The following is a 21,098-nucleotide window of genomic DNA, read 5'->3' as shown; positions in this document are numbered from 1 at the left end:
AACAACGCCCCTGGCAATGCCATGCGAGAATCCCCCGCTGATTGACCCAAGCACCTGTTCAGAGCCATTGCATGCCCGCCCCAACGCCCACCTTCACGCAGCGCAGCGCTGCGGCCCAGGCGTTCTGGCGCGACCCGGCCCTGCCCTTTGTGGAAAGCCGCCGCGCCAGCCAGAGCCGGGCCTGCTACAAGCCGCACCACCACCCGAGCTTTTCCATCGGCGCGGTCGATGGCGGCCACAGCGTCTTCACCGGCGCGGAGGCCGGCCCCGTCCGGCTGTCGCCAGGCGCCCTGGTCTTTGTGCCGGCCGAGCGTGTGCATGCCTGCAACCCTGCGCCCGATGCCGCCTGGAGCTACCAGATGCTGCACCTCGATGCCGCCTGGCTGCAGGCGCTGCGTGAGGAATACGCCGACCCGGCCAGCATGGCCAATGAGCCAGTGCGCATCGTCAATGACCCGGCCCGCTACCAGCGCTTCTGCCAGCTCAATGCCCAGTTGTTCTCCCAGGCCGACGTGGCCGACAAGGAAGCCAGCCTGGTCGAGTTCATCGGCGACCTCGACAGCCAGCAAGGCCTGCACATCCACGCCCTAGCGGTACCAACGCAATTGGCGCGGCAGATCCGCCCGGCGCTGGACTGCCTGCGCGCCAGCCCGTGCGCCAGCATCCCGCTGGACCAGCTGGCCGATCTGGCAGGCATGGGCCGCTACCAGACCATCCGCGCCTTTCGCAAGGCAACGGGCATGGCGCCCCATGCCTGGCAGCTCAACCAGCGCATCAATCTGGCCAAGCAGCAGCTGCGCGGGCCCGATGGCATAGCCGCCGTGGCGCTGCAGCTGGGCTTTGCCGACCAGGCGCATTTTCAGCGGGTGTTCAAGGCGCATACCGGCGTCACGCCGGGCTGCTTTCGCAAGACCCATTAGTCGTAGCCCATAGCAAGCGCTGCAATTTCGTTCAATACAAGGCATGCGGCAGCCGCCACCATGCAAGGCCATTCCCCGCCTGGTCCTTTTGCATGCAAGAGTTTTTGCTGATCGCCGCCGTCCATTTTCTGGCGCTGCTCTCCCCCGGTCCTGATTTTTTTCTGATCGCCCGCACCTCGCTGGCCAGCGGTTGGCGCAGTGCTGGCGCCGCCTGCCTTGGTATCGCGCTGGCCAATGGCGTGTTTATCGTCATGGCCTTTGCCAGTGTCGCCGCGCTCCAGCCGGGCAGCCAGTTGTTCACCCTGCTGCAGCTGGCCGGCTGCGGCTATCTGCTCTACCTGGGCCTGCTGTTTATCCGCCATGCAGGTAAAAGTGCGCTGGGCGTTGCGGCCAGCCCAGGCCAGGAGGCCCCTGCCCGCACCAGCTGGCGCCGCGCCGCCTGCATGGGTTTTCTCTCGGGCATCCTCAACCCCAAGAACGCGCTGTTCTACGCCAGCCTGGCTGCCATGCTGACGGGCCCGCATGCCAGTGTGGGCTGGAAGCTGGTGTACGGCAGCTGGATGTTCAGCATCGTGCTGCTCTGGGATCTGCTGATTGCCGCACTGATCGGCAACCCGGCGGTGCTGCGGCGCTTTGCGCGAGCACTGCCCTGGCTGGAGCGTATCTCGGGTGGCGTGCTGATCCTGCTGGCTTTGGGGGTGATCGCGGCGCTGGGGCTGGGTTGATGGCCTGAATTGCGGGAGGCTATGTCTGAGCGGGATCTCCAATCCCGCAGCGCCCTTGAGACCTTCAAATCAAAGAACAACAGGACCAACCATGCGCCGCATGGCACAAACACGAAAAAGCCTCAGAGTATTTCTACTCTGAGGCTTGACGTTTGGTGCGGCTGGCAGGAATCGAACCCACGACCCCTTGGTTCGTAGCCAAGTACTCTATCCAGCTGAGCTACAGCCGCTAATTATCGATGCCATGGCGGAGAGGGAGGGATTCGAACCCTCGGTACGTTTGCACGTACGCCTGATTTCGAGTCAGGTACATTCGACCACTCTGCCACCTCTCCGCAGCGCCGAAGCTGAAATTATAGCAGGCAATTTGCGGGTCTCGGGAAGAAACGCAGATTTCTTGGAAATTGATGGCTTGGAGGGTGGTCAACACGGGCAGGAAGGGTTGGCCCCTCACCCAAACTGAGGCCAAACTTAAGGCTTGGCGGAAAGCGCGTCTGGCTGACGCCGCGCCGTCAACGGCAGCCGCAGCATGGCGTTGTGCAGGCATGCGGTGGGTTTTGGGGCAAGCGATAAGCGCTGGGCCACTACCAACCACCGCCGGCTTTCAGGAGAGCACCATGTCCCCAGCAGTTGACCGCCTTGAACCTCTTCATACCCGCGCGTTGCCACCGCCTTTGCTCGCAGGCGGCGTCCGCGTAGGCGGCCTCCGGATCGGGCTGGTAGCACTGGCTGCAGCACTGACCTTGGCCGGGTGCAATGACGATGGCCATACCAACAAGGTGGCCAGCGCCCCTGCCGAGAACGCCGCTGCCAATCAGGCGCCCGCCGCCGCGCCGTCCGCTGTGGTGCAAGCCGCCTACACGCCGCCATCTGCCGACATCCTCTACCAGATGGTGGCGCCCATCGCGCTGTACCCGGACAAGCTGGTCGCGCAAATCCTGGCGGGCTCCACCTACCCCGACCAGGTCAGCGCTGCCGAAACCTGGCTTGCACAGAATCCAGGCCTCAAGGCCAGTGCGCTCAGCACTGTGGCCAATGCCCAGCCCTGGGATCCCTCCATCAAGTCGCTCACGCTGTTTCCCAACGTGCTGAGGCAAATGGCATCGAACCTGCCATGGACGACCGCACTCGGCAAGGCCTATTACAACGATCCCGTCGACGTGATGAATGCCATCCAGGTGATGCGTGGCCGCGCCTACAAGGCAGGCTCGCTCAAGGATTCCAGCCACCTGAAGGTCAAGCTGGTGACCGACGCCGCGCCCCCAAAAAGCTATACCCCCAGCGATGCAGCACCTGAAGTGCTGGTGACTGCGCCGGTCATCGAGCCGCCACGGCAATTCATCGAAATCGCCCCTACTGAGCCCGCCACGGTCTACGTCCCGCAGTACGACCCCGGCGTGGTCTATGGCGCATCGCTTCCTGTCTACAGTGGCTACAGCTATGCCGTCCCTCCACCACCCCCAGCTCCCGTCGTGGTAGGTGGCTTCGCTGCGCCGGCAGTCAGCGGGCTGATTGGCTTTGGCGTCGGCGTTGCAGTGACCGAGGTCATCAGCCACCCCTGGGGCTGGAATGCATGGCACGTCCATTGGGGCGAGCCTGGTCAGCCTGGCAACTGGGTCCGGGGTAACCGTCCACCCCCACCGTTGGCGCGTCCCGCCGTTGTTTACAACAACCAAACCTACATATCCAACTCCCACACCGTCGTGGAAAACATCCATAACACCACAAATGTGCATGTGGTCAACAATGCGCCCGTGGCCGAGCCCGCCCGACCTGCGATGACCACCGGCGTGCTCCCCGGCGGCCACGGGCCTGCCCTGGCTGCGGGCGCAGCCACGGCGGCGGCGGCAGCAGGCGCCTATGCATTCAGCCAGCGCCAGGCGGGTGACCCGCCCAAGTTGCCGACCAGCCCGGGCATGCAGCCCATGGTGCGTCCCGGCGCCGTAGCAGCCATGCAGCCGCTTGCAGACCCCCATGCCCAGACCGCCCAAGCGCCAGCCCATCAACGGCCCGGCGGGCTGACCATGGCACAACCGATGGCCCAGCCACCAGCACACGGCCAACCCCTGGAAGCACAGCACGCACAGCAAGCGCAAGCGCACCAGCAGCAAATGGACCAGCAGCGCGCGCAGCAAGACCAGATGCACCAACAGCAAATGGCGCAACAACGTTCTGAACAGGAGCAAGCGCGACAGCAGCAGATGGCACAGCAGCGCGCACAGCAAGACCAGATGCACCAACAGCAGATGGCGCAACAACGTTCTGAACAGGAGCAAGCGCGACAGCAGCAGATGGCACAGCAGCGCGCACAGCAAGACCAGATGCACCAACAGCAGATGGCGCAACAACGTTCTGAACAGGAGCAAGCGCGACAGCAGCAGATGGCACAGCAGCGCGCACAGCAAGACCAGATGCACCAACAGCAGATGGCGCAACAACGTTCTGAACAGGAGCAAGCGCGACAGCAGCAGATGGCACAGCAGCGCGCACAGCAAGACCAGATGCACCAACAGCAGATGGCGCAACAACGTTCTGAACAGGAGCAAGCGCGACAGCAGCAGATGGCACAGCAGCGCGCACAGCAAGACCAGATGCACCAACAGCAGATGGCGCAACAACGTTCTGAACAGGAGCAAGCGCGACAGCAGCAGATGGCACAGCAGCGCGCACAGCAAGACCAGATGCACCAACAGCAGATGGCGCAACAACGTTCTGAACAGGAGCAAGCGCGCCAGCAGCAGCAGATGGCACAGCAGCGCGCCCAGCAAGACCAGATGCACCAACAGCAGATGGCGCAGCAGCGGGCCCAACAGGAGCAAGCGCGCCAGCAGCAGATGGCACAGCAACGGGCCCAGCAAGAACAGATGCAGCAACAAATGCGGGCACAACAGCATGCGCAAGCAGAGCAAATGCGCCAGCAGCAGATGCACCAGCAGGCGCAGTCAGGCGCCCACCCGCAAGCGCGTGAAGGCCAACGCGGCGAACGCCGCGACCGTGAGTAAGTCCGCTTGACTTTGTCTGGCGCGCCAGGGATGCGGGCACTGCGCGGGATGGCATGGGCATGCTGATTCCGCCCCATGGGAAGGTAGCTGTCCGCATCCTCAGACGGCTAAGCGATCACAGTTGGGGCCATAGGAACCTCTTGTCTGCCGGTGGTTACGCGGAAGCTTAATCGTGGCCATCGCTGCAGCAGGCTGGTCAGCGCGGGCATGGGTATGCCGCAGCCCGAGATGGGCGCAAGCGGTGACCGCGCGGGCAGTGACCACCACACTTGTCCCAGCCGTGACCGCCGCAGCGGAGCTCCTTTCTTATGCTTGCAACCGTCACATGACAATCCCGTGACGCTTTCAAGAGACTCCCCCACCCAATGATTACTATGAAAAAAACCTTGTTGGCCATGGCCGCTGCTGCGGCCCTTTCCCTGTCCGTATCGGGCTGCTCCGACAGCAGCGCCTCCTCGCTGCGCTACAACGCCGTGCTCGACCAGGCGTCGCAGGCCGAGAAAGCGGCAGTGCTGCAGACGCTGCAGGAACTGGTCAACATCGAGACGGGAACCAATGACGCCATCGGCATTCCGCAGATGGGCAATTACCTGGAAGCGCGCCTGCAGGCGCTGGGGGCCAATGTGGTGCGCCACAAGGCAGAAGCGGGCGTCGTGGGCGACAACATTGTCGGCACCTTCCAAGGCAGCGGCACCAAGAGCCTGCTGCTGATGGCACACATGGACACCGTCTACACACGAGGCATTCTGGCCACGGCACCCTTCAAGGTGGAGGGCGACAAGGCCTACGGCGCGGGCATTGCCGATGCCAAGGGCGGCATCGCCGTGATTCTGCACAGCCTGGGCTTGCTCAAGGCGCAGAACTTCAGCAAGTTCAAGACCATCACGGTGATGTTCAACACCGATGAGGAAAAGGGCTCCTTCGGCTCGCGCGATCTGATCCAGCAGCTGGCAGCCTCGCATGACTATGTGCTCTCCTACGAGCCTTCGGGCCTGGAAGAAGGCTTTGGCACCGCCACTTCGGGCATTGCCTATGTGCAGGCCGTGGTGCATGGCAAGGCATCGCATGCCGGCGTGGCGCCAGAGGCGGGTATCAACGCGCTGACCGAAGCCTCGGCCCTGGTGCTGCGCACGCAGGACATCCAGGACAAGGCCAAGGAACGCGGCTTCAACTGGACCACGATGACCGCTGGCGGCAGCGCCACCAACATCATCCCGGACAAGGCCGTGGTCAATGCCGATGTGCGCTATGGCAAGAATGAAGATCTGGATCTGATGAAGGGCATGCTGGACAAGGCCGCATCGCTGCCGCATGTGCATGGGGCCACCATCGACATCAACCTGACCCGGGGCCGCCCCGCCTTCAACGCCACCGACGATGGCGTCAAGCTGATCCAGAAGGCCATCACCATCTATGCCGATGTGGGTGGCAAATCCGAGATGTACACCACGCGCGGCGGTGGTGGATCGGATGCCGCCTACGCCGCGCTGTCGGGCAAGCCGGTGATTGAAGGCCTGGGCCTGCCTGGCGCCAACTACCACTCCAACCTGGCCGAGTATGTGCTGACCGAGCCCATCGCGCGGCGCCTCTACCTGTCGGCGCAGTTGATCTCCGATCTGGGCCAGGGCATGTAAGCAGTCCAGCCCGCCTCTGCTCTCCAGGCGCCAGCCAACACTGGCGCCTTTTTATTTGTGGCATCCATCGCGAGCAACCACCCTTTGGATGCAGCGCCAGCACTGGCGAAAAAAGACGACGCCGCCGGGGCCTGCCCGCGTACGCGGCAACAGCGTGCCGGGCAGCCACTGCGGACTATCATTGCCAAGTCAGCGGGCAGCCTCGGCATGCATGCAGGCGCTGCCCGCCCCGAGCTTCAGAGGAGTCATGCCATGTTCTCGATGAGTGTTCCGTGGTGGGAGTTTGTGGTTCGCGGCTTTGTCGTTTACGCGTTCCTGCTGGTGTTTTTGCGGCTCACGGGCCGGCGCCAGATTGGCCAATACGATCCTTTCGATCTGATCTTGCTGCTGATCCTGTCGAACGCGGTGCAGAACTCGATGAACGCGGGCGACAACTCGCTGATCGGCGGGCTGATATCGGCCACGACCCTGATCGCCTGCCACTCCATCGTCGCGCAACTGAGCTACCGCAGCAGGCGGGTGTCGCGCTGGGTTGATGGGATCCCCAAGCGGTTGATCTCCAACGGCCAGGTCAACCGCCAGGTGATGGATGCCGAGCTCATCACCAGCGATGACCTGAAGGCCGCACTGCGCGGCGCTGGCTGCCTGCACACCTATGAGGTGGAGCAGGCGACGATTGAGACCAACGGGCAGATAACGATTGTGCTGCGCAACCGGGACAGCTCCTCGGGCGCGTCGGACGCGGTATAGCTACGGCAGCGCGGCCTTGAGCTGTTCGCGCAGTTTGAACTTCTGGATCTTGCCCGAGGGCGTGGCGGGCATTTCTGCAAGCACCACCAGGCGTTCGGGCAGGTAGTGCGGCGCCAGCTTCTGCGCCCGCAAGAAGTCGGTCAGGTCAGCCAGCGTCGGCTCGACTGCGCCAGGCTTGGGCACAATCACCACGCAAGCCCGCTCGCCCAGGCGCTCGTCCGCATAGGCCACCACCGCAGCCTGTGCTACGGCAGGGTGTTTGTAGAGCAAGGCCTCCACCTCCACCACCGGAATGTTCTCGCCACCGCGGATGATCACATCCTTGCTGCGGCCGGTGATACGGATATAGCCTTGCGCATCCATGCGCGCCTGGTCGCCGGTGTCGAACCAGCCGTCATGCGTAGTGGCATTGAGATGCGGGCGTTTCAGATAACCACCAAAGTTGGAATTGGCACGCACCCACAACTGGCCGATCTCGCCGCGCGGGCGTTCCTGGCCCAGGTCGTCCAGCACCTTGACTTCCGCGCCGGGCAAGGGCAGGCCATCGGTCTCCACCGCGCGCAGCGCGCCATCGCCGGGCAAGGTGGTGGTGACGGCGCCGTTCTCCGACATGCCCCAGGCCGAGATGATCTGCGCCCCCAAGGCGGCTTGCGCCTGCTCTACCAAGGGGCCGGGGATGGGCGCACCGGCGCACAGAAAGGTACGCAGGCTGGGCACCGCCCCGCTGGCAGCCACTTCGCGTGACAGATCGGCCAGAAACGGCGTCGATGCCATCGTGAAGGTACAGCGCCATTGCCGGATCAGCTGGGCGGCTGTAGCAGCATTCCACACGTCCAGCAGCACCGCCGTGGCGCCCAGCATCACCGGCATCATCAGCCCATACATGAAGCCGGTCTGGTGTGCCATGGGCGATGCCATCAGCACCACATCGTCACGCCCCAGCGCCAGGCGCTCGGCATAGGCATGGACATTGGCCATCAAGGTATTGGACGAATGCATCACCCCCTTGGGCTCGCCCGTGGTGCCGCTGGTGTAGATGAGCTGGGTGATGGCATCGGGCGGGGCCCGGTGGCGCCCCAGGATCTGCACGGCATCGGCATCGCGCTCCCATTCAGGCTGGGTCAGCAACGCCTCAAAACTGTCTGCGCCGGCACCACCGATGGCGACCATGTGCTGGAGCTGTGGCAATTGGGGCTGAATGCTTTTGAGCATCGCCTCGTAATCGACATGGCGAAAGTCCTTCAGCACCACGACCAGCTTGGCCTCCCCGTGGCCCAGCATGAACAGCAACTCGCGCTCCCTAAAGATGGGCATCAGGGGATTGAGCACCGCGCCGATGCGTGCGCATGCCAGGTACAGCACCGTAAACTGCCAGACATTGGGCAATTGGCAGGCCACCACATCGGCAGGCCGCAGACCCAGCCGCCACAAACCAATGGCCACCCGGTCGGCCATGCGCGCCAGCTGCGCGTAGTTAAAGAACTGCGCAGCGCCCTCGCCCGTGCGCTGCCCCACCAGCGCGAGCCGGTCGGGCCACTGCTGCGCCGCCTGGTCCAGCGCATCGTTGATGGTGGTGTCGCGCCACCAGCCCTGGCTGCGCATTTGCGCACGGCGCGGCGCCAGCAATACGGCATCAAATTGCATGCTTGTCTCCTGTGGGTTGGGGCTCCGCGCTTGTTGGCTGCGCTTGGGAGCGAATCACGAGGCTATGCCGGCACGGCCTGCCTGCCCGCCCGGTCGCGGGCAATGATGGTCTTCATGATCTGGGCCGTACCATCACCGATCTGAAAGCCCAGCACATCGCGCAGGCGCTGCTCCATCACGCCCCGGTCGTAGCCGCCATGGCCCAACATCAGGAGGCACTGGTGGATGCAGTCATAGGCCAGCTTGGGGGCCCACCATTTGCACATGGCCGCCTCGGCGCTGTGGGGCTTGCGCTGGTCCTTGAGCCACAGCGCCTGCAGGCACAAAAGGCGCGCGGCGCTGACCTGCGTATCCAAATCCGCCAGCGGGTGCGACACCCCCTGAAACGCCGACAGGGGCTTGCCAAAGGCCTGGCGCTGGGTGACGTGCTGCCAGGCATCGTCGAGCGCCGCACGCGCCACGGCCAGCACCTGCAGGCCGATCAGCGCGCGCGAATAGTCAAAGCCCTGCATCACCTGCACAAAGCCCTGGTTCTCATCACCCAGGCGGTGCGAGAGCGGCACACGGACATTGTCGAAGAACAGCGAGCCCCGGCCAATGGCGCGCTGGCCATGGCAATCAAAGCGGCTGCGCGTGATGCCAGGGGCATCCATGGGCACCAGCAACGCTGTCACGCCATGCGCGCCCGATTCCACCGTGCCGGTGCGGCCAAATACCACGGCGATATCGCACTGGTCTGCGGCAGAGATCGAGGTCTTCTCGCCGTTGATCACGTAGCCTTCTGCATCGCGCTCAACGCGCAGACGCAGGTTGGCTGCGTCCGAGCCACCCCGGGGCTCAGTCAGCGCAATCGCGCACAGCGCCTCGCCTGCCACCATTTTTTGCAACCAGGGCCCCGCCACATCCGGCTGGCCATGGGCGGCCAGGATCTGCGCATTGAGCGATGCCAGCAGTGGCACATAGGACATGCTCAGGTCGGCACGCGCCAGCTCCTCATGCACGACTCCGGCAGCCAGGCAACCCAGGCCCTGGCCGCCCAGGTGCTCGGGCAGCTCAGGGGCAATCAGGCCCATCGCGCCCATCTCGCGCATCAGGCTGCGGTCCAGCACGCGGGTCCGGTCGCGCTCCAGAAAGCCCGGCGCCACGCGCGCATCAGCAAACCGGCGCACCGATGCCGCCAGGCTCATCAAGTCATCGTTCAGGTACGGATTCATAGGCACCTCTTGCGGCAGGCTGCGTTACTTGGCGTGTTTGCGGAAATCGGGCTTGCGCTTCTCCCTGAGCGCAGCCACGCCTTCGCGCGACTCATCGGTGTCGTAATACAGCTTGAGCGCATACATGCCCATGCCGGCAATGCCCGCCTGGTGCGCGGTGTCCATGTTGAAGCTGCGCTTGGCAATCGCAATCGCGGTGGGGCTGCGCTCGCAGATGGTCTCGGCCCATTCCTGCACGGTGGCATCGAGCTGCTCTGGCGCCACGCAGATATTGGCCAGGCCCATGGCGACCGCCTCTTCACCCGAGTAGCGCTTGTTCAGGTACCAGATCTCGCGCGCCTTTTTCTCGCCCACCACACGCGCCAGGAACGCCGTGCCATAGCCCGGGTCCACCGAGCCCATCTTGGGGCCCACCTGGCCAAAGACGGCCTTGTCCGAGCAGATCGTCAGATCACAGATGGTGCACAGCACATTGCCGCCGCCAATCGCATAGCCCTGGACGCGAGCGATTACGGGCTTGGGCACATTGCGGATGGCGTCGTGCAGCTCTTCCATCGGCAGGCCGATGGTGCCACGGCCATCGTAGTTGCCATCGTGGGCCGACTGGTCGCCGCCGGTACAAAAAGCCTTGTCGCCCGCGCCGGCCAGCACGATGCAACCCACGCTTTTGTCATACCCCGCCTTGTTCAGCGCGCGGATCAGCTCGTCGCAGGTGGTGCCGCGAAAGGCATTCATCTTCTCGGGCCGGTTGATGGTGATCCAGGCCACATGGTTGCGCACGTCGTAGAGGATGTCTTCGAATTCCATACCAGTCTCCTTATTTATGGGGGGGCCGTCAACCGGCCATCGTCAGGCCGCCCGATACGCTGATGACCTGGCCGGTCACATAGGCGGCATCGGCGGAGGCAAAGAACAGGATCGCGCCGGGCAGGTCCTCGGGCCGGCCGATGCGGCCCAGCGGAATCGCACGGGTAAAGGCCTCGAGCAGCTTGTCGGGGTTGCCCGCGCCCTCCTTGTAGCTGGCGAACAAGGCGGTATCGGTGGGGCCGGGGCAGACTACGTTCACGGTGATGTTGTGGCGGGCATGCTCGCGTGCCAGGGTTTTGGACAGCGCCACCAGCCCGCCCTTGCAGGCGGCATACACCGCCTCGCCCGAGGAGCCCACGCGCGCCGCGTCAGACGCGATGTTGACGACACGCCCCGCCTTGCGCTCTGCCATGCGCGGCAGCACCGCATGGTGCATGTGCAAGGCGCCCACCAGGTTGATGGCAATCAGCTGCTGCCATTCACTCTCATGGGTCTTGGTGAAGGGCTTGAACACATCCCAGCCAGCGTTGTTGACCAGCACATCAATCGCAGCCCATTGCTCGGCCTGCTGCACGGCGGCATCGACGCTCGCCCGGTCGGTGATGTCGCAGGCCAGCGCCTGCGCCAGACCGCCGGCCGCTGCAATCGCATCGGCCACCGCCTGCGCGGCGCCCAGCTGCTTGTCGAGCACGGTCACCCGGGCGCCTTCGCCGGCAAAGCGCTTGCAGGAGGCCCCGCCAATGCCTCCACCGCCACCGGTTACTACAACATGTTGCCCATCAAAACGTGCCATGATTCCACCTTTCTTGCGCATTGCATCGTTTAATTAGACAATATATTTACACAAATGCCAGGCCATGGCAATATCCCGATCATGAGCAAAACCGCCAAAACACCTAGAGAATACCCGAACCAACTGCGCACCGATCTGGCCAATCGGCTGTACTTCAAGCTCTACCAATGCGCCAACATGTTGCATAAAACAGGGACCAAGGCGGTCGAGGCCCAGGGCCTGACCACACAACAGTGGGCGGTGATGGGCGCGCTGTCGCGGCCCGAATCCGCGCAGGGCATGGGCATGGGCGACCTGGCCCGCTACCTGTTGGTGAGCCGCCAGAACCTGACCGGCCTGCTCTCACGCATGGAGGCCGCCGGCTATGTGCACAGCGTGCCCGACCCGGCGGACAAACGCTCCCGCCTGGTGCAGCTCACCCCCGCCGGGCAACAGGTGTGGCAGCACGATGCGGCTGAGTCGATTGGCCGCTATTACGAGCAGGCGCTCGAAGGGTTCTCGAGCAATGACATGGTCCACACCCTGCACTACCTGCTCAAGCTGCTGGACAACATGAAGGCGATTGATGCGCAGCAGAATGCGGGTAAGGAAGAGAGCTGAGCGCCGAAATACCCGAACCCGCGCAGCTTCAAACACCGAGGCCGCCTATGCCGTACAAAACAGCTCGACCGCATGGCACTAGCCTGATTTTCAATAACCAGTACCGCTGACAGTGCCCTCACTCCAATACCCAATTCGATAACGCTCTGCCTGGGTGATTGATAAATCAACAATCAGTAACCATCGCAATGAACAATAACTGCCATCTCGCCATAGCCACATGCCACACTCGCGGGTTGTCAAAATCCATGAGGGATGGAATACATGCTCGGAAAAATAGAAAGTGCGCTGCTGTACCTGATGCGCCTGGTGATGGTGGTACTGGTGTTGTTCACCTTGTTCAACTTTGCGCTGTGGAGTTGGGGGGCTGCGCACAAACCCACACCGGGTACTGCCGCCGAAGATATGCACCCAAACCGTGACTGGGCTGCACTCAAAATCAGCGAAGAAGAACTCAAGAAGATTACCTATTCTGACTTTGGCTATGACGATACCAACCAGACCCTGAGCGATGGCAAACTGGCCGCCGACCCTGCGGTAGTAGCGGCCTTTGCAGAGGTCGACGCGGTATTGCGCGCCGCGATCGAGCGCGACCCTGCGCAACGCAAGAAACTGGAAGGAGACAACGAGGAGCAAGGCCTGGCAGCCATGCAGGCACTGCCCGCGCTGGTGGAAACCATGCAGGCCAAAGAGCGGGCCAGCCAGGAGATGGACGCGGTAGACGCGGCGGCGGCAGCCACTGCAGCGGCCTCGGATGCGGCCGACAGCGAAGGCTGGAAACCCCAGCCCACCAGCATCGGCGAGGTGCTGCTGCAGCAAACACGCAGCATTATCAGCAGCTATGGCTATGAGGCAGGCCGCTCGTTCACGCTGGGCGCACCACAGGCGCTCAAAGCCCTGCTGGCCGACCCGCAAGTGCAAAAGGGAATCAACAAGCAAACCACGTCGATGGTGGTGACGAATCTGCTGCTCAACTATGGCATTGTGTTCAGCGCCAAGGCGGGTGAGAGCGAGATGTCAACAGCCAAGCCCAGCTGGCTGGAGCGCCTGATCGAGCCCAGCAATCTGCTGGTGTTCACCGTGCTGCTGTGGTCGTTCGTGTTCTTGATGATGATCGTGGTCTTCCTGCGCGTGGAACGTCATCTGCGCACCATGTCGCAGGACGGTAAGGCACTGGCTCAGCGCTCGTCCTAGACTAAAACGCCATTGTCCGCCAGCGACCATCCGTCAACCGGCGCACACTGAGACGGAAGAATCCAGGAGAGCGCAAGCTCTCCTCAGACTGCTGACAAACCCGCCCATAAAAACGGCGGGTTTTGTTCATAATGGGGGAATGCTTAAAGAGCCAAGCGCGTACCAGCATGAGCTGGAGATGGTGACACTCGAATCCTTGGTACCAGCCGATCACCTGGTGCGCAAGATAGAAGCGGCTATCGATCTGTCCTTCATCCGTGAGCGGGTTGCACATCTGTACTGCGCCAACAACGGGCGCCCTGCAATCGAGCCGGTAGTGCTGTTCAAGCTGCTGCTCCTCGGCTACCTGTTTGGCATTCGCAGCGAACGCCAGCTCATGCGCGAGGTACAAGTCAACGTGGCCTATCGTTGGTTTCTGGGGCTGCGCTTGACGGACAAAGTGCCTGATGCTTCGACCATCAGCCAAAACCGCAGGCGCCGCTTTGCTGGCAGCGGTATCTACCAAGAGATCTTCGACGAGATCGTGCTCCAGGCCATTGGTCGAGGAATGATTGAGGGCCAGGTGCTCTACAGCGACAGCACCCACCTCAAGGCCAACGCCAACAAGAACAAACACGACGAGGTGGAGGTAGCGTGCAGCGCAAGCGCCTATTTGCAAGAGCTCGAAGAGGCCATAGATGCAGACCGCATAGCTGCAGGCAAGAAGCCATTCAAGCCCCGCACGCGGGCGCAGGGCGCAGAGGTAGATTCTGAAGACGATGACAGAGGCGGCAGCGCAGCGAGCGCCACAGACAGCGATGCGCCCGATGCCACCAGCACGGATGCAGCCAGCGGCGCCGTGCAAACCAAGCGTATCAAGTAAAGCCGCACCGACCCGGACAGCGGCTTCATGGTCAGAGACGACAAACCCAGGGGATTCTTCTACCTGGACCACCGCACAGTCGACAGCAAGCACGCCATCATCACCGACACGCACGTCACCGCAGGCAATGTGCACGACAGCCAGCCGTACATAAAAAGACTGGAGCGCCAGTGCGAGCGCTTTGGCCTGGCGCCTTACGCCGTCGGGCTCGATGCGGGCTACTTCACCCCACAGGTCTGCTACGGCCTGGAGCAAAGAGGTATCGCTGCTGTAATGGGCTACCGCACTCCCACCCACAAGGCAGGCTACTTCTACAAACGCCAGTACAGCTACGACAGCGAGCAAGACATCTACCTGTGCCCGCAAGGCCAGCAGTTGCACTACCGCACCACCAACCGACAAGGCTACCGCCTCTACCACTCAGACCCGGCGCAGTGTGCCGGTTGTGATCAGCGCCAGCGCTGCACGCGAAGCGCCAACATGACCAAGGTGGTCACGCGCCATGTGTGGGAGTGGGCCAAAGCGGCGGTAGATGCCAGACGGCTGAGTGAGTGGGGAAAGAAGGTATACGCGCGCCGCAAAGAGACAGTAGAGCGCAGCTTTGCTGATGCCAAGCAGCTGCACGGCCACCGCTACGCGCGCATGCGGGGTCTGTCCAAGGTGACGGAGCAATGCCTGCTGGCAGCGTGCGCGCAGAACATGAAGAAGATCGCGTTGCTGCTGGCGCGGCTTTTACAGCTTTTTAAAGCAGCTAGGAGCGGCTGGGAGCAGCGCAAACAAGCCCAGTGCGCATCACAAAAGTTTTACCGGCGGTGGGTATCAAGGTCTGCACATCGGCTTGCAAACTGAAAAGAAAAAACCCCCGTTTGAAAAAACGGGGGTTTATCAGCAACCTGAGGAGAGCGCAAGCTCTCCTTTTTTCTGGCGACCGTAATTGGGTGGGAGAACTGCCACTCCGGGTACCGAAAAGGAGTACATGGCGGAGACTCCGGTGCGCCGTCCAAGCGCAGGGTTGCTGCGGCCTGGAGATAACGAGCAATTCAAAAAGGCTCGATACCATCGAGCCTTTTTAAGCATACGCACAGAAGGCGCTTGACGCGCTTTCTTACTTTTGCTGCGGTAGCTTTTCTTTCAGATAGGGGCCATCAAGCAGTGCATTCTGCCCGGTCCGCAGCGCCATGCTATTGGCCTGTATTGTCAGCGGCATGTAGTTGGGCGCGGCACGGGCAATCGCTGCGCTGACCAACATCCCAATCAAGCCCCCGTTGGAATTGTTCGGGGAATATTGCATGCGCTGCGTGTTTTTCCAGAGCTCTTCACCGGTTTTACTGACAAGCCGGTACTCAAAGTCCACCGTCACTGTCGTCGACAGAATGATGTACTGCGCATCCCACTGGTTGATGGTCACAAACAGCACCGCATCGGCCCCAAACATCTTGGCGATGGTCTCGGGCGGTTGCTCATGCACGCGCTCAGGCTCGTAGAAGCCCTCCTGCTCCAGCACCATCTTGGTCGTGTTCACCGGGAAGACGTAGTAGCCTTTTTCCGCAATCGGCACGGGCAATGCGCTCAGCACATAGTTGGGTGCATCCACATCCAGCGACTTGTTGACGATCGGCACGACGACGATCGAGCGCGGGTTAGCGGCTTCATAAGCGGCCAGATCGCGCTTGGGCGCTGTGGTTTGGCAGCCTACCAACAACGCGCTGCTTGCAAGCAGCAGCAAGGTGGAGATACGAGAGATGAAACCCTTCATGATGTGACTTCCCCGTTCGCCTTTTTGTCGCTGGTTGCCGGGGTCGCTTTGGAGCGGCTCTCCAGCGTCTTGATCATCGAATCCATCAGCGTGCGGCTTTCCGGCCAGAGTTCGCGCTCCTTGTTGTACTGCGCGATGGCTTCATCGGTCTTGCCTGCCTGCAGGTAAAGCGATCCCAACTCGGCATACAGACCTGGTGCCACCTTTTGCTTGGCCTGCGTCATCGCAGCGATATGGGTTTCCAGCTTGGTTTGCAGCTCTACCACCGTCTCTGGGCTCTTGTAGGTGCTGTAGAGCGCGGCATCGTAGCCACCCCACTCGTACAGATTCTGATTGGTTGCGCAACCCGTCATCAACGCGAGCGCCGCTCCCGCAGCCGCATACCGGGCAGCGGATCGCAGCCCTTGAACATGCTTGTCGAAAAACTTCATGTGTACTGACTCTTAGCGAATGTCGAACGTCTTGGTCACACCGTCACCCACGTAGAACTTCTCGTTGATGAACGTGTTGCCATTGCCTTGCACCACAAGTTGATGTGTTCCGGGCTCCACTTGCAGGGCCGCTTGCCCTGCCTGGAACTGACCTGCCGTTCCGACCTGCAGACCGTCCAGCACCACGGCTGCATTGCCCAAGCTTTCATGGGCCAGACGGAAAGTGATCTGTGGCTTGAGGGACACCACACCCTGCTTTTCGGTGGGCATCTGAACACAGGCGGTGAGGCTTGCGCCTGCAATCAGTGCACCTAGCACCAGCGTGGCTCCACGCAATCCCTTGAACATCATTTTCACTTTCCTCCCTCATGCAACACGACCAGCGAATTGGCTGGGTGCTTGCCCAGATCGCCCGACACCACACTGGTGACGGCACCTTCGTTGAGCTCGCTGTCACCAAACAGCGCATCCACACGCAGCTGTGCAATCTTCTGACCTGGCAAGGTGATGATGGCACCTGTTTGCGGGGACTTGATCTGCTCGCCAGCCGTCTGCACCGCCAGCGTCATGCCCGGTTGCAGCCCCTGGCTCTTGCCACCGCTGATGTAGATGCGGCCGCCTTCCACTTTGAGAATTGCAGTCGACCAGGGGCGGCGATTCATTTCAGTGGAGAGCTTGCTCACCGCTTCAGATACAGCCTGACGGATGGCAGCATCATTGAGCGTGCCGTCATAGCCGGCCCGCGAGCCAAAACCAAAAGTGGACGACACCTCATTGGATGCTTCGCCAGCACCGGATGTGGCAAAAAACACATGGCCCGTGCGTGTATCCACCAAACGGACATCGACCTTGGCAAATGCCACCTGCTTTTTCGAAGCCGATGCAAAGCCAGAACTGCCAACCGTCTTGCGCCCGAACTCGGAAAGCGAGCCGACAATCAGAGCATCAACGCCAATCAAGTCGAGCTTTTGCTGGGCCAACTGGCTTTCTGCTTGCACCTTGCTGATGTCTGGGCGTTCAAACACCAGATATGCACCAGATTCTGTCAACGCCTTGCTGAACAGATCCGTCACCTGCTTGCCCAGTGGATCTCCATCCTTGTCGCGCAACAGGGACTGGCCATAGGCCGTTTCATTGGACAAACGTCCCAAGGCGACCTTGCGCTTGAGCGTTGGGGTGGCCGTTGCCTGCGCAAGGGTGCTGGCTTGCGCTGCTTTTTGCTCAGTCTGCGATTGTGGCGCCTGCTTGGTCTCGATCGGCGCTTGCTGCGTGGCGCACCCTCCCAAGCTCAGCAATACCGCCACTAGTGCACCTGAAGTACCCGCTTTTAATGCAAATCGCATTTCTCTTCCTTTTGCGTTCAATCCCATAAATCAGCTTTGGTGTCAGAATCCGGACGACTGTCCTTGCGCATAGAGATGCCAGACCTTTGTCCTGCCGAAGATAAATCACTGGAGCGAGTGCCCGACTATAGGTTAAGTTTTATTGCTTTTGTGACAGGCAGTAATTGTATGGCCTACGCGGCTGCATCCCACTCCATGGAGAAAACCGTGAATGCCCAGTCGCCATCGCTCGATGGAGACTGGAATTCGCTCGGTCACCCCATGTGTAGCAGCGGAGGCTGAGACCCGATCCGTCGCCATGCATCATAGAAATATGAAGACGCTGCAAGACCGGAGTTGACAAATTTTAAGAATTGAACAACCACACTCTGGCCAAGCCGTTCCACCGGCACAACACTGCCACTGAACTGCAGCGGCAAACTACTCTCTATTGGACGACTTCAAAAATCTCTGTACCTATGCACCCATTACTTGGACACAGCCTGCTGCTTTCAGGCATTGCCTTGGCAATACTAGCCCAGCTTGGAATGGCTATTTTTGTGTTCAGATCTCAGCCCTTAAAATTTCTGCTCTGCTTATTGGTCCCGTTTTATATCGTTGTCTGTGCTCAAAAAACACCGACAGGAAAGCGCTTTCTGGCATCTTGGTACGCAGGGATAGCGATTTTTGCCATGGGAGGTGTACTTTCCAGCTAAGCAACAGGGGATGCATGGTTGCCAGAATGGCAAGGCGCTTGCTCAGCGCGCCTCTTGGATTCAAGCACCGTATTTCTTATGCGCCGGCTCAATTTTCCAGTGGTCGCAGTCAAAGAAGAAATACGCCGACTTCACTCCCGCCTCACCCTGGGCTCAACGTCGCCACACAGGGGATTTTTAGTATGGAGGAATGAAACTTCCAAAGCCCTCCTCCCGAGCTCAAGCAGCTGGCCTCATCATCGGCGCACTGGCTCTAGCCAACATCCTGACCACATGGGTGCTGATCAGCAACCTGGATGCGATGCTCTACCCCGTCGAGGCCGACGCCATCATGATTCCCATAGCCAACAACTTTCTCAATTCGCTGCATCTCTTGCTCTGGTCAAGCCTGGGCATCGTCCTGCCCACGCATCACATCGGATGGCGCATCGCGAGTCGTATTCTGGTTGGGGTAGCCGCCATGTATGCCCTGGCGTTGGTGGTGTATTGGTGGTACCCGTTTCACTATTTCGCGGGTGCATCATTTCTGCCGACCGTGGTGGCCTGTACATGGACTCTCTGGTTGCCCCTATCCAAACCGCAAGATCGGCCCACTCCCCATGCCTCAGATCCTAGGGGTGATGCGCCGGCTGGTAAAGGCACCGCAGCCCAGCAGCCCCATCGATAACAGCACCAACATTCCATCTGACAGCCCAGGAACGGGAACGGCCACAGAAGGAGGAATCACCACAGGCGCAGCAGCCTCCCCGTCGTCATTGGCAATCTGAATGGAAGCCACCGATGTGCCCGCCAGCAAGCTGTAGTCGCCAGGGTTGGCCGCTGGTGCGATGGCAACCGACACGGTGACCTGGCCATCGCCTCTCACGGTATTGGCGGTGGCCGTGATCGTGCAGCTCGCCGTGCTGGCGCCCACTGCAATCTCCAGCGGACCGGCGCAACCACTGTAGCGCGCAGCGTCCCCCGAGGTGCTCAGCCCCACGGTCAGCGCAGTCTCTGCAGGCCGGCTCAAACTCAGGGTGCAGCTAGCAGTCTGCCCCTCGGAATCCAACAGCTGCGCCTTATCGCACTGGATGGAGGCCGTAGGCGGCACCACTTCGAAGTTGGCCGATACCGAGGCCAGCGGCCCGACCACTTCGATATTGTCGATGGCGCCCACAAAGCCGCTGGAGCCATTGCCGGCGCCACCCTCGACTGCAAAGACCACCATGTCGGCAAAGCGCGGGTCGGCCTGGAAGTCCGAAAATGGCCGTCGGATGTTGGGATCAAAGCCACCTTGCGCCGCACTGCGCCCTTGCCAAACGATGCCGTGGAGCATATCGGCGGTGGTCCACTGGCCCAGCCCCACACCGTGCACGCCAGCGATGTCCGGGGTGTAGACCAGGGTCTGCGTATGCACCCCTTGCGCATTGCGCAGGTACAGCCGCAGCACGGGCGCCTGGTCCACCACATCGGTGCGGTGCACCAGCCATTGGTAGGAGACGGTGGTCAGCTCCGACAGCTTGCCAAAGGTCGCCGCAGGGTAGTAAGCCAGTCCCGCCTTGGACGAGGTGACGGGCAAGTCAAGGCGCAGTGAGCCATTGCCGCTGTTCGGGAAATCGGTAGTGACCTGCGCCAGGCCCGCGCCTGTCAGTCCCACCTGCCCCCACTGGTTGGGGCCACTGCTGCCCCATTGGAATGTCGCCTCCGGCACCACATCCGCTGCAGCCACCACGGCAGCGCTCGCGCCCTGTGCCCATAAGCATGCCCAAAACCAGACCGCGCCCACTGAACAGATGCGAAACAACAGCTTCATAGTCACTCCAAACGTTGGAACGCATTGTTGTTTCTAGATGTAAACAAGTTCAGCGTTTTATTATTTATTTCTATCGCACTGATGTTTTTTGGGGATGTGTGGGGGTGCCAGCAGCAACGGTGTCAGCACCAGAGCTGCGGTCATTCCGCTGTTTCACGATGCCAGCGCAGGCTCAAAAAGCCCAGCACCAGCGCAAAGATCGTCAGCAGCACCAGCACCAGCCCGCCCAGCTTGGGAGCGGGTCTGGACAGGACGCCAGACGCTTGCTCGGTCACGGCCTCCATGCTGTGTCGCACGCGGTGGTACACCGTCTCATCGTCTTGCACTCGCGTACTGGCCGCCGCATGCATGTCCGGACCGGGCAAGGCCACCCCTTGCGCCCATGCGCTGGCCAGCCGTCCTGCGTAGGCCCCTTGGCTCTCTGCCGCCGTGTGCTGCGACACCAGGTTGTAGTCCGCCGACATGTCTCGGGACGAGACAGCAGTGGGCACGGCATGCGCGAGCAAGCAGCCCGATGCCATCCACCACCCCAGGATCAAACGCCTGCACAACCTCATTTCAGCAGCCATATACAGAAATTAACAATGTTGCTAACTATCGGACCGGGCCCGCTCACGGTCAATCCCCGAAATTAGTGAATATGTACTACGGCTGTCCTGCGCGTTGCAGGCTGGTGCTGGTGCCCGTCGGCACCTCCAGCCACGCGGTAAGACCGCCCGATTTGGATGCCGCAAACGCTTCCCGGCCTTCTCAGCGATCCCATCAGATCAAAATACCAGCACCATCTAAAAATTGCGTGCTATAATCGACGGCTTAGCGGCTGTAGCTCAGCTGGATAGAGTACTTGGCTACGAACCAAGGGGTCGTGGGTTCGATTCCTGCCAGCCGCACCAAACGTAAAGCCTCAGAGTAGCAATGCTCTGAGGCTTTTTCGTT

Annotated in this window: 19 protein-coding genes, 3 tRNA genes and 1 pseudogene; 11 read left to right on the top strand and 12 right to left on the bottom strand. The window is 61.4% G+C overall.

What is annotated here, in order from left to right; translation table 11 throughout:
• Positions 1-71 precede the first annotated feature (71 nt).
• Both H928_RS0119305 and H928_RS0119300 read left to right on the top strand, forming a co-directional pair.
• The gene (locus H928_RS0119305; protein ID WP_021027975.1) at positions 72-920 is read left to right on the top strand and encodes an AraC family transcriptional regulator; all 849 of its coding nucleotides are present in this window, start codon (positions 72-74) and stop codon (positions 918-920) included.
• A 92-nt stretch (positions 921-1,012) separates the two neighbouring features.
• Entirely contained in the window at positions 1,013-1,645 is a 633-nt protein-coding gene (locus H928_RS0119300) for a LysE family translocator (RefSeq protein ID WP_021027974.1), read from the top strand.
• A gap of 153 nt (positions 1,646-1,798) precedes the next feature.
• On the opposite strand, the gene H928_RS0119295 is transcribed toward H928_RS0119300, so the two are convergent.
• Both H928_RS0119295 and H928_RS0119290 read right to left on the bottom strand, forming a co-directional pair.
• Positions 1,799-1,875, bottom strand: a tRNA-Arg gene (locus H928_RS0119295).
• Positions 1,876-1,890: 15 nt separating this feature from the next.
• Positions 1,891-1,980 (bottom strand) — tRNA-Ser (locus H928_RS0119290).
• 282 nt (positions 1,981-2,262) lie between these two features.
• Between H928_RS0119290 and H928_RS0119285 the strand changes: the two genes are divergently transcribed.
• The 3 genes from H928_RS0119285 (at position 2,263) to H928_RS0119275 (ending at position 7,031) form a co-directional block, all read left to right on the top strand.
• Entirely contained in the window at positions 2,263-4,647 is a 2,385-nt protein-coding gene (locus H928_RS0119285) for a DUF3300 domain-containing protein (protein ID WP_084635877.1), read from the top strand.
• 374 nt (positions 4,648-5,021) lie between these two features.
• Complete coding sequence (locus tag H928_RS0119280; RefSeq protein ID WP_021027973.1) at positions 5,022-6,281, top strand: glutamate carboxypeptidase; 1,260 nt, start codon at positions 5,022-5,024, stop codon at positions 6,279-6,281.
• Positions 6,282-6,533: 252 nt separating this feature from the next.
• Positions 6,534-7,031, top strand: a complete 498-nt coding sequence (locus tag H928_RS0119275; RefSeq protein ID WP_021027972.1) for a DUF421 domain-containing protein — start codon at positions 6,534-6,536, stop codon at positions 7,029-7,031.
• Here the strand turns inward: H928_RS0119275 and aliA are convergent, their stop codons facing one another.
• From aliA to H928_RS0119255, 4 genes are all read right to left on the bottom strand, one after another.
• On the bottom strand, positions 7,032-8,675 hold the full coding sequence (gene aliA / locus H928_RS0119270) for a cyclohexanecarboxylate-CoA ligase (protein ID WP_021027971.1): 1,644 nt from the start codon (positions 8,673-8,675) through the stop codon (positions 7,032-7,034).
• A gap of 62 nt (positions 8,676-8,737) precedes the next feature.
• Positions 8,738-9,889, bottom strand: coding sequence for a cyclohexanecarboxyl-CoA dehydrogenase (aliB, locus tag H928_RS0119265; protein WP_021027970.1), 1,152 nt, complete (start codon positions 9,887-9,889; stop codon positions 8,738-8,740).
• A gap of 24 nt (positions 9,890-9,913) precedes the next feature.
• Positions 9,914-10,696, bottom strand: a complete 783-nt coding sequence (badI, locus tag H928_RS0119260; RefSeq protein WP_021027969.1) for a 2-ketocyclohexanecarboxyl-CoA hydrolase — start codon at positions 10,694-10,696, stop codon at positions 9,914-9,916.
• Between the two features lie 28 nt (positions 10,697-10,724).
• Positions 10,725-11,489: an SDR family oxidoreductase gene (locus tag H928_RS0119255; RefSeq protein WP_027011130.1), complete on the bottom strand. Its 765-nt coding sequence runs from the start codon at positions 11,487-11,489 to the stop codon at positions 10,725-10,727.
• Positions 11,490-11,570: 81 nt separating this feature from the next.
• Between H928_RS0119255 and H928_RS0119250 the strand changes: the two genes are divergently transcribed.
• The 3 genes and pseudogenes from H928_RS0119250 (at position 11,571) to H928_RS31030 (ending at position 14,994) form a co-directional block, all read left to right on the top strand.
• On the top strand, positions 11,571-12,089 hold the full coding sequence (locus tag H928_RS0119250) for a MarR family winged helix-turn-helix transcriptional regulator (RefSeq protein WP_052330124.1): 519 nt from the start codon (positions 11,571-11,573) through the stop codon (positions 12,087-12,089).
• Positions 12,090-12,353: 264 nt separating this feature from the next.
• The gene (locus H928_RS0119245; protein WP_148293225.1) at positions 12,354-13,283 is read left to right on the top strand and encodes a hypothetical protein; all 930 of its coding nucleotides are present in this window, start codon (positions 12,354-12,356) and stop codon (positions 13,281-13,283) included.
• A gap of 139 nt (positions 13,284-13,422) precedes the next feature.
• Positions 13,423-14,994: pseudogene (locus tag H928_RS31030) on the top strand (IS1182 family transposase).
• A 256-nt stretch (positions 14,995-15,250) separates the two neighbouring features.
• On the opposite strand, the gene H928_RS28800 reads toward H928_RS31030, so the two are convergent.
• From H928_RS28800 to H928_RS0119220, 4 genes are read right to left on the bottom strand one after another with little or no spacing between them, the layout of a single operon-like run.
• On the bottom strand, positions 15,251-15,901 hold the full coding sequence (locus tag H928_RS28800; RefSeq protein WP_021027965.1) for a DUF799 domain-containing protein: 651 nt from the start codon (positions 15,899-15,901) through the stop codon (positions 15,251-15,253).
• Entirely contained in the window at positions 15,898-16,332 is a 435-nt protein-coding gene (locus tag H928_RS28795; RefSeq protein WP_021027964.1) for a DUF4810 domain-containing protein, read from the bottom strand. The genes H928_RS28800 and H928_RS28795 overlap by 4 nt, the downstream gene beginning before the upstream one ends.
• A gap of 12 nt (positions 16,333-16,344) precedes the next feature.
• On the bottom strand, positions 16,345-16,683 hold the full coding sequence (locus H928_RS0119225) for a hypothetical protein (protein ID WP_021027963.1): 339 nt from the start codon (positions 16,681-16,683) through the stop codon (positions 16,345-16,347).
• A gap of 2 nt (positions 16,684-16,685) precedes the next feature.
• On the bottom strand, positions 16,686-17,702 hold the full coding sequence (locus H928_RS0119220; protein WP_239645018.1) for a CsgG/HfaB family protein: 1,017 nt from the start codon (positions 17,700-17,702) through the stop codon (positions 16,686-16,688).
• A gap of 326 nt (positions 17,703-18,028) precedes the next feature.
• Between H928_RS0119220 and H928_RS31735 the strand changes: the two genes are divergently transcribed.
• Both H928_RS31735 and H928_RS31730 read left to right on the top strand, forming a co-directional pair.
• Positions 18,029-18,370, top strand: coding sequence for a hypothetical protein (locus H928_RS31735; RefSeq protein ID WP_148293224.1), 342 nt, complete (start codon positions 18,029-18,031; stop codon positions 18,368-18,370).
• Positions 18,371-18,560: 190 nt separating this feature from the next.
• A complete protein-coding gene (locus H928_RS31730) occupies positions 18,561-19,037 on the top strand; it encodes a hypothetical protein (protein ID WP_148293223.1) in 477 nt (158 codons plus the stop codon).
• Here H928_RS31730 and H928_RS0119215 read toward each other — a convergent pair.
• On the bottom strand, positions 18,975-20,162 hold the full coding sequence (locus H928_RS0119215) for a hypothetical protein (protein WP_021027961.1): 1,188 nt from the start codon (positions 20,160-20,162) through the stop codon (positions 18,975-18,977). The two genes, H928_RS31730 and H928_RS0119215, sit on opposite strands and share 63 nt — an antisense overlap.
• Before the next feature lie 140 nt (positions 20,163-20,302).
• Positions 20,303-20,626: a hypothetical protein gene (locus tag H928_RS0119210; RefSeq protein WP_021027960.1), complete on the bottom strand. Its 324-nt coding sequence runs from the start codon at positions 20,624-20,626 to the stop codon at positions 20,303-20,305.
• 352 nt (positions 20,627-20,978) lie between these two features.
• Here H928_RS0119210 and H928_RS0119205 point away from each other — a divergent pair.
• A tRNA-Arg gene (locus H928_RS0119205) sits at positions 20,979-21,055 on the top strand.
• The last annotated feature ends 43 nt before the right edge of the window (positions 21,056-21,098 follow it).

The organism is Comamonas sp. B-9 (assembly GCF_000410635.1).
Lineage (GTDB): Bacteria > Pseudomonadota > Gammaproteobacteria > Burkholderiales > Burkholderiaceae_C > Comamonas.
The sequence above is the reverse complement of the archived record's forward strand: the minus strand, read 5'-3'. Positions and strand labels throughout refer to the sequence as shown.